Genomic DNA, 14,699 nt, shown 5'->3' with positions numbered 1-14,699 from the left:
TTTACTTATGGAAAACAGAATTTCCGGTCATACCAGACTCTATTGCCTGATCGGTTCCCCGGTCGGTCATTCCGGCTCGCCCGCGATGTACAATTACAGTTTTGAGCGCACCGGCGTGGACGCCGCATATCTCGCCTTTGAAATTCCGCTGGAGCAGGTAGAAGAGGGCGTTGCCGCCCTGAAAACACTCCATGTCGGCGGTTTTAACGTCACCATGCCGGACAAAACCGCGGTGGCTGGCATCGTGGATGAGCTGTCGCCTGCCGCCCGTCTGATCGGCGCATGCAATACCGTCACGGTAAGCGAAGACGGCAAGCTGACCGGTCATAACACCGACGGCATCGGTTTTGTCCAAAACCTGCATGAAAATGGCGTGGAAGTAAAGGGCCAGAAACTGGTCGTGCTCGGCGCAGGCGGCGCCGCGACGGCGATCTGCGTACAGGCGGCGCTGGACGGCGCAGCGGAGATCGCGATCTTCAACCGCCGCGATGAATTCTATGCCAACGGCGAGCGGACCGTCGAAAAGCTGGCGCAGGCCGTGCCCGGCTGCAAGGCTACGATCACGCCGCTGGAAGACGCGGACGCACTGGCCGACGCTGTACGCGGCTGCAACATTCTTGTCAACGCCACCAAGGTCGGCATGAAGCCTCTGGATGACCAGACTCTCGTTCCCGCTTCCCTGCTCCGCTCCGATCTGGTAGTGGCGGATACCGTATATAATCCGCGGGAGACCCGCATGATCCAGCAAGCCGAAGCAGCAGGCTGCAAGGCAGCGGTTGGCGGCATCGGCATGCTGTTGTGGCAGGGCGTTGCAGCGTTTAAGCTGTTTACCGGCAAGGATATGCCCGCGCAGGAAGTTCTGGAAAAGTTCTTTTCCTGACAGACCGAACAGGAGCGTTAAGATATGAAATTTCCCACCATGTTTTCCCCCATCCAGATCGGCACAGTAACGGTTCCCAACCGCTTTGTCGTGCCGCCCATGGGCAACAACTTTGCCAACACCGACGGCAGCCTGAGCGACCGCTCGCGGGACTACTATGCGGCACGCGCCAAAGGCGGTTTTGGCCTGATCACCATTGAATCGACCGTCGTATATCAGGAGGCCAAGGGCGGACCGCGCAAACCCTGCCTGTTTTCCGACGACACCGTAGAGAGCTTCCGTCAGGTTGCCGACGCCTGCCACGCGTATGGCGCCAAGGTATCCATTCAGCTGCAGCACGCCGGTCCGGAAGGAAACTCGGCACTGACCGGTTATCCGCTCAAAGCCGCCAGCGCAGTCCCTGCCGCGCAGGGTCGCGAGATTCCCGAGGCTGTTTCCAACGAAGAGCTCTACCGCATCATTGAATGTTACGGCGACGCCGCACGCCGGGCACAGCAGGCCGGCATCGACATGGTCGAAGTGCACTGCGCGCACGGCTATCTGGTCAGCACGTTTATTTCCCAGCGCACCAATCACCGCACGGACGAATTCGGCGGCTGCTTTGAGAACAGAATGCGCCTGCCGCGTCTGATTATTGAAAATATCCGCCACAAAACCGGCGGGAATCTGCCCATCCTGTGCCGCATCAACGCCAGCGACGAAGTCGAAGGCGGCCAAAGCGTCCAGGACGCCGCAGCCGTTGCCGCCTATCTGGAACAGGAATGCGGCGTGGACGCCATCCACGTCACCCGCGCGGTGCACCTGCACGACGAATTCATGTGGGCGCCCGGCGTGACCCACGGCGGATTCAACGCCGATCTGGTATCCGAAATCAAGCGGGCGGTTTCCGTGCCTGTCATTGCCGTCGGTCGCTTCACGGAACCACAGTACGCGGAATTGCTGGTCAAACAGGGCCGCGCCGACTTGATCGCCTTTGGCCGTCAAAGCATTGCCGATCCGGAACTGCCGAACAAGGCCCGAAACGGCCAGTTGGAAGAACTGTGTCCCTGCATCGGCTGTCTGCTCGGCTGTGTGCCGAACATGTTCGCAGGCAAACCCATCACCTGCGCCGTCAATCCGTGCGTAGGCCGTGAAGCCGATCTCAAACCCGCCGCGCAGCATAAGCAGGTTGTTGTCATCGGCGGCGGCCCCGGCGGTCTGTATGCTGCCTGGGCCTGTGCGGTTCGCGGTCATCGGGTCACGCTGCTGGAAAAGGACAGCGAACTCGGCGGCAACTTCCGTGTTGCCTCCTTCCCGACCGGCAAGGGACAGTTGTCCGAACCCATCCGTGCTATGATCGTCCGCGCACAAAAAGCCGGCGTGGACATCCGCACGAGCACGGAAGCCGACGAGGAACTGCTGCGTGCTTTGCAGCCGGATGCCATCATTCTGGCCACCGGCTCTACCCCGCTCATTCTGCCGATCCCCGGATTGCAGGACTGCGGCTTTGTCACGGCACAGGATATGCTGGTCGGCAAGGCTGCCGTCGGCAAGCGTGTGCTGGTCGTCGGCGGCGGCATGGTCGGTTGTGAAGCTGCGGAATATCTGGCCGAACGCGGACATGAAGTCGGCATCATTGAGATGAAGGACGTCATTGCCGCGGACGTCATGCCGGAAAACCGCCGTGTTATGTTTGACACGTTCGAGCGGCATCATGTTACGCTTCGCGCCGGCGCTAGGGTCGGTCATTTCTATCCGGACGGCGTAGATTATACGCTGGCAGACGGCACCGTCGGTTCGATGCGCGGATACGACAACGTCGTGCTGGCAATGGGCTCGCGCTCCAATGCCGCACTCAAAGAAACCGCGGAACGCATTGCGCCGCAGGTTCTGGTCATTGGCGAAGCCGCCAAAGCGCCCGGCAACGCGGTTCACGCCACCGGCGACGCGCTGGATGCCGCATTACAGATCTGATTGTCTTGAAACCAGCTGATACCACTTCCCAAAATAGCAGAAGAGCCGATGCAGCGATTTGGCTGCATCGGCCCTTCTGTTTCTTTATTGATCCTGCTTTTGCACAAAGCGCATCAGCATAGCTGCCGTCTGCGCACGGGTCGCATTACCGCCCGGCGTCAGCTCGGTTGCGCTGGTACCGTTTACGATCCCCTCCGCATTTGCCCACTGCATCGGAATCTGCGCATACGCGCTGATCTGCGATGCGTCGGCGAAAGCGCTGAGATCCGCACGGTTATCCGTACCGTATCCCTTCAGGCCGGAATACCGATACAGCATGGCCGCCAGCTGCTCCCGCGTCACGGCGTCGTCCGGCCCCATCAGACCGTCTCCATAGCCGGTCAGGATATGGTTGGTCACAGCCCAGTTGATCGCATTTTCATACCACGCGCCCGGGGTGACATCGGAATACTCCGCATGCACGGTTTCCGGACGGCCTTCCATATTATAAAGCACCTGTGCCAACTGCGCGCGGGACAGATTTTCTTCCGGCCCAAATGCAGTTGCCGAGTGCCCGTTCATGATGCCATGGGCACAGACATACCGCACGGCATCGTAGTACCAGTCGGTCGATTTGACATCATCAAATCTGCCCTGCCACGCCGCCGTCTCGTCGTAAACGATCTCGACCTGGGACAGCTGGTGCAACGTAAACTGAACGGTTTGCGTTTTCCGATCATACGTCGTGCTGCACGCACTTCGTCCGCCATCTGCCGCCACCGCATAAGCGATAACACCACCGGCCTGCTGGTCTACCCCAAGCGTGTACGGTACTGCTGCCACAGCAGTGCCGCCGGACAGATCCGTGATCTTCTTGCCGGCACTCTGGATCGAAATATCATATCCCGGACGGTTGTTCTGTCCCGCTTCGGTCACGGAGGCAATCGTCAGAACAAACGCATCCTGTCCTGCCTGCTGAACAACGGCCTGGATGGCCTTGGCGTTCAGCGTCACCTTGCCGAGTCCGCACCGCACGGAAAACACAGCTTTTGCATTTTTGGCAAGTTCTCCCAGCGCCTGAGACGGCACGGAAAGCGATACGGTTTTCGCAGCGTTGGAATCCATCGTCACCGTGATGACCGGCGCGGACTGATCCTTTTGGGCTGCCTGAAGTGCGGCATCCACTTTTTTCTTGACCTCTGCCGCATCCAGCTGCGCCTTCGCCGTGCCTGCCGAAGTATCTGCCGTAACCGTTGCTGCAATCGTCTGTTCACTGCTTACCTGGTCGGACGGTCCCGGCGCGGTGCCACCGCCGCCGGCACCTCCGCCCGCAGCACCGCCGCCACCGGCGGTTCCTCCTCCGGAAACGCCGCCGCCAGCTCCGCCTTCCCCGGATTCACCGGATTCCCCGCCGCCCGGCTTTTCCGTTTGGTTTTTGTCCGGAACCGCGCGCAGCTCCTCCTGCGCCTTCGCCAGCAGCGCAGCTACTGCGCCGTTCGAATCCGCCGCTTCGATTCCGTCCGTACCGGACTGGAAAATGCTGTCCAGCTTGCGAAGATTTTCTTCGGTGTACTGTTCCCGATCCAAGCCGCTGTAATCCATGTGCAGCTGGGTCACCGCCTGCTGCTTTTGCAGCGCGAGCGACGCACGCATCTGCAAAGCGTTCATCAGACCGGCACTGAGCTGCGCCTGATAGGCCCCGGCTTGCTGATATGCGGTCTCGTAATTTGCCTGCCACTGCGAAGTAACCTCCGACAGCGCACGCGTGGACAACCCGTCCAGACCGCCCGCCCAAGCGGCCGCATCTGCCAGCTTTTGCAGCGCCTGCACGGTCGTTTCAATTTCCTGCAGCGCGCGTGCGGTCACCAGTTCCCGATCCGCCGCGATCGTCAGGTCGGAATTTGTCGCGACAAAGTCAGTCGTCAATCCAACCGCTGCCGCCTGTGCCGCAGCGCCGATCTCCTGTGCGTTTGCCTCGTCCACTGCGCCGCCGGATGCCTGTGCAATCACCGTACGGTAAGCGGTTTCCCACGCGGAAACTGCCTGCTTCACGCGCATGGCGAAAGTCGGCACCGTTGCCATCTCATTTTTGGCAGTTGCCAAAATATCCTGCATCTGCGACTCTTCGGCAGTTCCCGCAAGATTGCGGGTCGCTTCATCATAGATCCCGGCCAATTGGCTCCAATCCTGTTCGGTGTATTGATCCGCCTGGTAGGCGGCGAATGCCTGATCCAACGCATCCCGATACTGGTTGACGATCGGCTCGCGCCAAATCGCATACAGTGTAATGGTTTCATCCTGTGTTGCCGTCAGGTTGCGCACAGAAGCACCGTCCGCATACAGAACCGGACCGTTTTTCTGTCTTGCCCATCCGGCAAATTCCTTGCCCGCCGGCGCCTGGATCGTGTTGCTCGACAGGGTTTTGGACCGATCATAGGTATGCGTCTCGGGTTGCATTTCACCCTGCCCGCCGTTGGCGTCAAACGCCACCGTATAGGTGATCGGCTGCCACTGCGCATACAGCGTAACGCGGTCGCCCTGAATCTCACCCGCCAGATTGGTCACGGTCTGCTGATCGGTGTATTTCGCACCATCGCCAAACGTATCTTCCCAACCTGCAAACCGATATCCAACACGGCTGAATGTGCTCTTGGGCAGCTCCACCGGCGCATCCCACACCGCGGGCACTGCGGGCATCAAACCGCTGCCGCCATTGCCGGAAAAGGAAATGGTATAATCGTTCGGCAGCCATTTGACATACAGCGTCTGCCCGTTGGCAACAATTTCCGAAGGCGCCGGCTGCGTGAACGCGCTATCCAAATACCACTCGGTCCGTTCATACCCCTTCTTCGGGTCCTGCTCCGCGTAAACCGAATCCTCCACAATCAAGGTCGCTTTCACCGGAAGCGTCAGCGTATCCAGCTGATTGTTGCGAGCGACAAAGCCGCTGCCCACCGGGCTGAGATTGGTATTTGCGCTCAGATCCAGATGGGTCAGCAGGTTATGATCCAGATGGACAAACTCCAACTGCTTCAGATTGGACAGATCCACCTCTTTGAGCTTATTATCAAACGTTTCGATAAACTTGAGCGCGGTATTGGTGGAAAAATCCACCTTCGGCAGATTGTTATTGCGGCAGTAGATGATTTCCAGAGCCGTGCAGCCTGTTAAATCCAGCGAAGTCATCTGATTGCTCTCGCAATTGAGCGAAATCAATTGATCGAGCCCGGACACATCCAGCGATACAATGCTGTTAAACGCACAATGCAGATATTTCAGCGAGCGGTTGTTTTGCACATCCAACTGCGTCAGCGCATTGTTTTTGCAATCCAGCTGCTCGAGTGCAGAAAAATACTCAATGCCTTGCAAGGAGCGCACTCCGATCCCTGAAACATTGATTTCCGAAATCCCCGCCAGTTCTGCCGTCGTCAGAATGCCGTCTGCACCGTAGCCATGGATATTTGACGAATCCGTCAGCCACTGACGGAACTTCTGATCCGGGAACGCCTGCTCTGTGATAGACACAGAACCCTGCTCCTGATCGGATGCCGCCGCATAGGACACGGGCAGCGCCTGCCCAAGCACCATAACGGAAAGCACCGCAGAAAGCCCCTGCCGGAATAATTTGTTCATTTCATCTTCTCCGTTCCTTTTATTACAGCTAACTGTTTCCTGGTTCAATCAGCTTTTAAGCATTATAACAAAATTATCCCTACAAGACAAATGGGAAAAGAAACATTTTTTTCGGTAATCCACTGCAAATATTGATACATATAACTAAATAACCATATATGCCAAAAGAGGGATAAAAGTGGTAGACTAATTGAACGGATGCAGGTATTCCGCATGTCCCCTATTGATGCACGGAACCACTGAAAGCGCGTTTCTTCCGATAACCGCATATGCGTGAACCCGGCTGCATCTTAGATGCAGCCGGGTTCTTTTTGTGCGAAGGATCAGTGCAGCCGGATATTTCAAATCGGTATTCTGCACCGCGCTCCCCCTTTTCAGTTTTGCAGTTTTCTTTTCAGAGCCAGAATATTTTCGTGAATACGCTGCATGGTTTCCAAAAAAGCCGCATCCGACTTCCCGGTCGGATCTTCCAAGCCCCAATCCTCCCGATGCCGGCAAGGCAAGTTCGGACACGCCACATTGCATCCCATAGTAATCACTACGTCCACAGGCGGCAGTTCAGACAACAGTTTACTGCGCTGTGTGCGCTCCATATCAATGCCATAGACCTGTTTCATCAACCGTACCGCATCCGGATTGATCTGCGGCTTGGTTTCGGTTCCCCCCGAAAAGCTCTCAAATACATCCGATGCGAGATGCTTACCCAGCGCCTCGGCAATTTGACTTCGGCAGGAGTTGTGCACGCAGACAAACGCAACTTTGGGTTTGGTCCGATTGTTTGTCATTTTCTCACTTCCAGAATCAGTTTCTTGACCGCTTCCTTTTGCAGCACTTTGCCGCTGGACACTACTTTTCCATCCACGACCAGCGCCGGCGTAGACATCACTCCATAGGCTGCGATCTGCGCAAAGTCAGTGACATGCACCACCTTCGTGTCCATACCCAATTCTTCCAACGCTTCGCAGACGGCTTTTTCCAGCGCCTGGCACTTGCTGCAACCCGAACCCAAGACGCAAACACCCTCTGTCGGCGATTGTGCAGGCGCGTTTTCCATATGCGGCTCCGTGTGAGGCGCTTCTTTTGCTGTATCCTTCGTTTTGCCAAACCATTTCATTGTATCTTCTCCTCCTTATATTATAATACCACTTGTAACAGATTAAATAAATAGCCTACCAGCACGATGCCCACCGTACAGATTCCGATGAACACCCACAAAAGGCGACGCTTCACGGCTTTACGAAGCATAATCAACGACGGAACTGACAACGTGGTAACCGCCATCATAAAGGCGAGAACGGTTCCCAACTGTGCGCCCTTGCTGAGCAATGCTTCCGCAATCGGAATCGTGCTGAAAATATCCGCATACATCGGAATGCCCACAATCACCGCCAGAATCACGCCCAGCGGATTGTTGGTGCCCAAAATCGTCTGTACCCAACCTTCCGGAATCCAATTATGGATCACAGCGCCAACACCAACACCGATCAGCACATAAGGAAAGACCTTTTGAAAAGTGCTTTTCATTTGTTCTTTTGCATATGCAATGCGATCGCGTACCGTTACTTCAGGCGATGACGTGTCAATGCTCTGGGTTGTAAAGATGTATTCTTCCACATACGGCTCCATATGAAGCTTTTCTATCATCGATCCGCCCAGTACGGCAATTACCAAGCCGAGTACCACATAAGCAATCGCGATTTTCCAACCGAACACACTCATCAGCAAGAACAGACTGGCCAGATCCACCATGGGGGAAGAAATCAGAAATGAAAAAGTTACCCCCAACGGCAGTCCTGCGCTGGTAAAGCCGATGAACAACGGAATGGATGAGCAGGAGCAGAACGGCGTGACGGTTCCAAGCAATGCAGCCAAGCAGTTGGCCTGCCAGCTGTGAAACCGATTCAAAATCTTCCGGCTGCGTTCCGGCGGAAAATAGCTTTGTATATACGAAATCAGAAAAATCAGCAGACAAAGCAGGATGGCAATTTTTACGACGTCATACAAAAAGAATTGGATGCTCCCTCCGATCCGGCTGCTGAGGTCCATTCCCAGTGCGGAAAGCGCATTCCCGATCAGCTGATTGAGCCACTTCATGCTCAACACCTGATCCTGCAAAAATTGAAATACTTTCATTTCGATTCCATCTCCATCAAATCAAATTATTTTGATGTGTTGTGCAAAGCAAAGCGCCACCGATCTTGGATGGCGCGGATCGTCAGCATTGCACGCAAACATCATTGGCTTTGGAAATTGGCGTCAGGATATCCGACAGCAGCTGCAAAGCATACGCTTTTCCCTCAGGCGCAAGACAATAATGGGTCCATTTTCCCTCTTGGCGGCTGATGACCAAACCGGACTCACATAAAATTCTCATGTGATACGATAGCCCGGATTGCGTCAGGTCCAGCGGCTCTTGCAGCACACAGGCACACTTTTCTCCGCTGCGCAGCTGCTCCAAAATCGCCAAACGCTTTGGATCGCACAACGCTTTGAAAACCTTTGCCTGGTCCAGATACTTCTCCTTCATTGCGGCATTCCTCATATCAAATATTTTTGATGTATTATCAGTATAGTCGCCTCTCACCGGATTGTCAAGATTTTTTTCATTGTGGAACGAGAAAAAACAAAATAGCAAACCCCCGTATTCATACGAATACAGGGGTTTTTGGTGCCGGTGACCGGACTCGAACCGGTACGCTGTCGCCAGCGGTGGATTTTGAGTCCACTACGTCTACCAATTCCATCACACCGGCAAATATGGGGTGCAACAATAGATATTATATCCTATTGCACCCCAAATTTCAAGATATATCAGGCAAAAAATTTATCTTTAATACCGAGCACAAAAATAATCAGAACGATCAGCGGCAGGATATAGCTGACATAGAACCGAATGCCATCGCGTACCTTCAGACCGCCGCCTTCGTTGGCTTCCTCCTTGAAGTTCTTCCAGCCCCAACCGTAGCGCGTAGTGCAGAACAGCAGGTAAACCAAAGAACCAAGCGGCAGCCAGATATTCGAAACCAGAAAATCTTCCAGATCCAGCACAGCAGAACCATCGCCAAACGGCTGGAAACCGGACCAGATATTATAACCCAACACACACGGCAGGGAGAGCACAATTATCAGAACGGTATTCAGCAGCGCAACCTTCTTACGGCTCCAACCGGTCAGATCCATGCAGCAGGACATGATGTTCTCAAAGACCGCCAGAACGGTCGAGAACGCGGCAAACGCCATGAACACGAAGAACAGGCTGCCCCAGAGGCGTCCGCCCGCCATGTGATTGAAGATGTTCGGCAGCGTGACGAAAATCAGATTCGGGCCGCTGTCCGGCGAAACACCAAATGCAAAGCAGGCCGGGAAAATAATCAGACCCGCGGTAAAAGCAACAAAGGTATCCAGAATTGCAACGTTAACCGCTTCCCCCAGCAGCGCACGACCCTTGCCGATATAGCTGCCGAAGATCGCCATTGCACCAATGCCGAGCGACAAGGTGAAGAACGACTGGTTCATCGCGCCCACGATGACATTGATCGGGCCGGATTCCATCATGCGATCCAGATCCGGAATCAGGTAAAACTTCAGACCCTCACCGGCACCCTCTGTCATCACGCTGTTGATGGCCAAAACCACCATGATCGCGAGCAGCGCGATCATCATCACCTTGGTCACGCGCTCCAGGCCACCCTGCAGGCCAAAGGAATTGATGGCAAAGCCGACCACTACGACAACGATCATCCAGCCCACCATCACCAGAGGCTGGCTGAGCATTTCCGGAAAGGCCGCGCCGACCTGCTCCGTGGACGCGCCGACAAACTTGCCGGAAGCGGTCAAATAGAAATAGTGCAGCATCCAACCGCAGACCGTCGTGTAAAACATCATCAGCAGATAGTTGCCGATCATGGCAAGATAGCCATGAATATGCCATTTGGTACCCGGCTTTTCCAGCACCTGATAGGCACGCACCGGGCTTTTCTGACTGGCACGGCCGACGGCAAATTCCATCGTCATAATCGGAAGACCCAGAATAATCAGAAACAGTACATAAAAGACAACGAACGCACCGCCGCCGTACTGTCCCACCATCCACGGGAACTTCCAAACGTTACCCACGCCGATCGCACATCCCGCAGAGAGCAGAATGAAGCCAAGGCGCGAGCCAAGCTTTTCTCTTTGCATTGTTTTAACCCCTTATTTCTCTTGGATTCTATGTTCAAACACTGTTGGCAGTGTCTGATTTCTGTTGCAGGCGAAGGGCTTTCCTTTTTTCACGCAATGCCTTGAAAAAGGATTTCAATACCTCCGCACATTCTTCCCCCAGCACGTCCGACACGACTTCCGGCTGGTGGTTATATGGCAGTTCAAACAGATTGACCAGCGATCCGCACGAGCCAGCTTTGGGATCAGCAGCGCCAAAATACACGGTTTTGATTCTGGCATTGATGATCGCTCCGGCGCACATCGGGCACGGCTCCAGCGTAACATATAAATCACAGCGGTGCAGCCGCCATCCGCCCAGCTTTTTGCAAGCTTTGCCGATGGCCTCGATTTCCGCATGGTGCAGCGCATTCTTCTTGGTTTCGCGTCGGTTTCGTCCGCGTCCCACGATCTTGCCGTCGCAAACCACAACAGCGCCCACTGGGACTTCCCCTTCTTCTGCGGCCTTGCGCGCCAGCCGAAGGGCAGCCTTCATGTATTTTTCCTGTTCGGTCATATTCCCCTCAACCATGTCGATCTACTGGCACTTGTTTGCATTAAAAACACCCGTTAAATAACGGGTGTTTTTTCACATACATCCCTTGGATTACTGCATCATCTGACGCTGACGCGACAGGTTCATGGTACCATCCTGCATACCGGCCAGGTTTTCCAGACAGTTGCCCGTACCGTATGCCACACACGAAATGGCCTCGTCCGCCACATGGGTCGGAATTCCGGTCTTGGACGCAACCAGCTTATCAAAACCCCAGATGAGCGAACCGCCGCCGGTCATCACGATACCGTTGGTGGAAATATCGCCCGTCAGTTCCGGGGGCGTGCGCTCGATGACCCAATGGATCGCTTCGATGATCGCCGTGGAGACTTCCTCCAGCGCATCCAGAATCTCAGTGGAATTCACGGTAAACGTACGCGGCAGACCGGTCATCAGGCAGCGGCCCTTGACCTCCATCGTCACTTCTTCCGTGCGCGGATAAACGCAGCCAATATTCTTCTTGATCTGCTCCGCCGTGCGCTCGCCGATGAGTGCATTGTGCTTGCGGCGGACATATTTGACGATCGCTTCGTCAAACTTATCGCCCGCAATTTTGATCGAAGTGGATTCCACGATACCGCCAAGCGAAATGACCGCAACGTCGGTCGTACCGCCGCCGATATCCACCACCATATTGCCATTCGGCTTTGCGATGTCAATGCCCGCACCGATCGCGGCCGCGACCGGCTCCTCGATCAGGAAAACGCGCTTGGCGCCCGCCTGCGTACCAGCATCGATAACCGCACGCTCTTCTACTTCCGTGATGATGGACGGAACGCAGATGACAACGTTAGGCTTGAACAAGCGGAACCCCTGCACCTTACGGATAAACTCCTTGATCATGCGCTCGGTCATCTCATAGTCGGAAATGACGCCCTCACGCAGCGGACGAATGGCAATGATATTGCCCGGCGTACGGCCCAGCATCTTTTGTGCCTCCGCACCGACAGACAGAATTTTACCCGAAACCTTGTCCACCGCTACGACAGAAGGCTCGTTGAGCACAACGCCCTTGCCCTTGACATACACCAGAACGGTCGCCGTGCCAAGGTCAATACCGATATCACTTGAAAAAAGCGAAAACTTCTTCGCAATTGTTTCCAAAAAAGAAGCCATAATCAACAATCATCCTTTTTTGCTCTGTTACCACCAAATTGCAGTATTATTATTATACCCCATAGATACATCCATTTTCAAGACAATTTGCAAATTTGTTATGAAACTGACAACATTTCACGCGCAAAAAACGATCACAACGCGGGCTGAGACGGCTGCTCTTCGCGAAGCCGCGCCTTCAGCGCGCTGTACCGCCGTCCCTTCTGGTTGTTCCCCACCATATATGCCACGACATCCTGACTTCCAACGATCACCAACAGTTGCTTCGCTCTGGTGATCGCCGTATACAGGATATTGCGCGTGAGCAATCTGCGCGGCAGCGAATCCGACAGCGCCAACACCACTGCATCAAACTCACTGCCCTGCGATTTGTGCACCGTCACGGCATACGCCAGCTCAAGTTCGCCCAGCATGTCATATGTATAAGTCGCAATCCGATCGTCAAACCGGATCACCATACATTCCTGCCGTGGAAAGATTTGCAGGATCTCCCCAACGTCGCCGTTGAAAACGCCGGTACCCTGCTCCTCGTTTTCGCGTTTTTCCCAGATGATATCGTAATTGTTGCGCACCTGCATCACCCGGTCGCCCTCACGAAAGATCCAGTCGCCGAATCGCTTTTCGAGTTTCTCCTCCGACGGCGGATTGAGCGCTTCCTGCAAACGGCGATTGAGGGCAATCGTGCCGCTTCCCTGCCGTTTTGCCGGCGAAAGTACTTGGATTTGCGACGGCAACAAGCCATAATGATTCGGCAGCCGGTATGAACAAAGCTGTGCAACGGTTTCGATCACGGCCGCAGGGTCCGAACGCTTCATAAAGAAGAAATCCCCGTCCGCACCGGACGGCACCGGCATGCGGCCTTCGTTGACAGCATGCGCGTTCATCACGATATCGGACTGCTGTGCCTGACGGAAAATATCCGTCAGCTGAATCGTCGGCACGCGATGCGAACCGATGATATCACGCAGGAAATTGCCCGGTCCCACCGGCGGGAGCTGGTCAGCGTCGCCAACCAAGACCAATCGCGCGCCGTGTGGCAACGCTTCGATGAGCGCCTGCATCAAGGTGATGTCCACCATGGACACCTCGTCCAAAATCACCGCATCACATTCCAGCGGATTGGTCAGATTCCGGGCAAAGGCCGTGCGCCCGCCCACGCCGAATCCGGCTTCCAGCAGCCGGTGAATGGTTTTCGCTTCCATGCCGGTCAGGTCGGACAGGCGCTTCGCTGCACGCCCGGTCGGCGCCGCCAGCAGCGTATTGAGCCCCAGCGCCTCAAACACCTGCAAGATACCGCGCACCGTCGTCGTTTTGCCGGTGCCGGGTCCGCCGGTCAGAATAACCAAACCGTTGCGCGCAGCGGTCGTGATGGCGAGCTTTTGTGTCTCCGAATACGGCACTTCGCTGTCCATCACCAACGCGCTGAGCAGCTCGTCCACATCGAAATCATACGCATAGTTTTTTTCCGCCATGCTGCCCAGCATTTCCGCCAGATACGCCTCCGCGTCATGCATGTCGCGCAGATAGACCGCATCCCGACCGGCGATATGCTCGCAGACCAGCCGCCCGCGCTCACGCAGCCGTGCAATGGATGCGAGCGCGCGATCTTCATCAAACAGCACATCGTCATCCGACAGCAGCGAACACACCGCCGCCGTCAATTTTTCCACCGGAATGAACGTATGGCCGTTATCCAGATTGAACACCAGCGTATACAGCACGCCGGCGTCCGCGCGCTCATCCGAGAGCAGTGAAAGCCCCAGTTCCATTGCCAGCCCGTCCGCCAGCTTGAAATCCACATCATAATATGGGTCACACAGCAAATACGGATTTTCGCACAGCGCGTCGATCGCACTGTCGTGCAGCCGCTTATAAAGCAGCGGTGTCAATGACACCGGCAACCCGTGCTCGGCCAAAAAGTCCATCAGCAGGCGCATTTCGTTCTGTTCGGTGAACTGACGGCCGATCTCCCGTGCCTTCTTTTCCGTGATCCCACGAATCGCAGTCAGGCGTTCGGGCTCATAGGCGAGCACGTCAAACGTATCCTCCCCGAACTTCTCCGCAATTCGCGACGCAAGGCGCGGACCCACACCACGGATCAAACCTGACCCGAGATACTCCGCAATACCACGCACCGACGACGGCAGGCGCCGCTCAAATGCTTCCGTGGCAAACTGTTCGCCGTAGGACGGATGCGTGACCCAGGTGCCGGTCAGGATTACCTCTTCCCCCAAACCAATGTTGGGAAATGTTCCGGTTGCCGTGACCTCTGCACCGTCCTCTGCGTTCAGACGCAGCACAGCATATCCATTTTCCTGATTATAAAATACGATTTGCTCTACCGTGCCGCGTATCAGCACATACTCTCTCTCGTCCAAACGC

11 protein-coding genes and 1 tRNA gene are annotated in these 14,699 nt (G+C 55.4%); 2 read left to right on the top strand and 10 right to left on the bottom strand.

The features are described 5' to 3' along the window. Positions 1–7 precede the first annotated feature (7 nt). Both aroE and EJL02_RS00420 read left to right on the top strand, forming a co-directional pair. Entirely contained in the window at positions 8–880 is an 873-nt protein-coding gene (gene aroE / locus EJL02_RS00425) for a shikimate dehydrogenase (RefSeq protein WP_125114451.1), read from the top strand. A gap of 24 nt (positions 881–904) precedes the next feature. Beyond that, on the top strand, positions 905–2,833 hold the full coding sequence (locus EJL02_RS00420; RefSeq protein ID WP_125114450.1) for an oxidoreductase: 1,929 nt from the start codon (positions 905–907) through the stop codon (positions 2,831–2,833). An 84-nt stretch (positions 2,834–2,917) separates the two neighbouring features. Here the strand turns inward: EJL02_RS00420 and EJL02_RS00415 are convergent, their stop codons facing one another. The 10 genes from EJL02_RS00415 to recD2 form a co-directional block, all read right to left on the bottom strand. After that, a complete protein-coding gene (locus tag EJL02_RS00415; RefSeq protein WP_125114449.1) occupies positions 2,918–6,445 on the bottom strand; it encodes an S-layer homology domain-containing protein in 3,528 nt (1,175 codons plus the stop codon). Between the two features lie 374 nt (positions 6,446–6,819). Next, the gene (locus EJL02_RS00410) at positions 6,820–7,230 is read right to left on the bottom strand and encodes an arsenate reductase ArsC (protein WP_125114448.1); all 411 of its coding nucleotides are present in this window, start codon (positions 7,228–7,230) and stop codon (positions 6,820–6,822) included. Next, positions 7,227–7,499, bottom strand: coding sequence for a thioredoxin family protein (locus EJL02_RS00405; protein WP_125115018.1), 273 nt, complete (start codon positions 7,497–7,499; stop codon positions 7,227–7,229). The genes EJL02_RS00410 and EJL02_RS00405 overlap by 4 nt, the downstream gene beginning before the upstream one ends. 80 nt (positions 7,500–7,579) lie before the next feature. Further along, positions 7,580–8,578, bottom strand: a complete 999-nt coding sequence (locus tag EJL02_RS00400; RefSeq protein ID WP_125114447.1) for a permease — start codon at positions 8,576–8,578, stop codon at positions 7,580–7,582. Positions 8,579–8,660: 82 nt separating this feature from the next. After that, complete coding sequence (locus tag EJL02_RS00395; RefSeq protein ID WP_125115017.1) at positions 8,661–8,972, bottom strand: ArsR/SmtB family transcription factor; 312 nt, start codon at positions 8,970–8,972, stop codon at positions 8,661–8,663. Positions 8,973–9,111: 139 nt separating this feature from the next. Then, a tRNA-Leu gene (locus EJL02_RS00390) sits at positions 9,112–9,198 on the bottom strand. Between the two features lie 58 nt (positions 9,199–9,256). Then, complete coding sequence (locus tag EJL02_RS00385; RefSeq protein ID WP_125114446.1) at positions 9,257–10,627, bottom strand: sodium-dependent transporter; 1,371 nt, start codon at positions 10,625–10,627, stop codon at positions 9,257–9,259. A 34-nt stretch (positions 10,628–10,661) separates the two neighbouring features. After that, positions 10,662–11,162 (bottom strand): tRNA adenosine(34) deaminase TadA, encoded by a 501-nt coding sequence (gene tadA, locus EJL02_RS00380; RefSeq protein WP_125114445.1) that lies wholly within the window; start codon positions 11,160–11,162, stop codon positions 10,662–10,664. A 90-nt stretch (positions 11,163–11,252) separates the two neighbouring features. Next, positions 11,253–12,317 (bottom strand): rod shape-determining protein, encoded by a 1,065-nt coding sequence (locus tag EJL02_RS00375; RefSeq protein ID WP_125114444.1) that lies wholly within the window; start codon positions 12,315–12,317, stop codon positions 11,253–11,255. 134 nt (positions 12,318–12,451) lie between these two features. Continuing rightward, positions 12,452–14,695 (bottom strand): SF1B family DNA helicase RecD2, encoded by a 2,244-nt coding sequence (gene recD2 / locus EJL02_RS00370; RefSeq protein WP_125114443.1) that lies wholly within the window; start codon positions 14,693–14,695, stop codon positions 12,452–12,454. Positions 14,696–14,699: the final 4 nt, after the last annotated feature.

This window comes from Agathobaculum sp. Marseille-P7918 (assembly GCF_900625105.1).
Classification (GTDB): Bacteria; Bacillota; Clostridia; order Oscillospirales; family Butyricicoccaceae; genus Agathobaculum.
The sequence above is the reverse complement of the archived record's forward strand: the minus strand, read 5'-3'. Positions and strand labels throughout refer to the sequence as shown.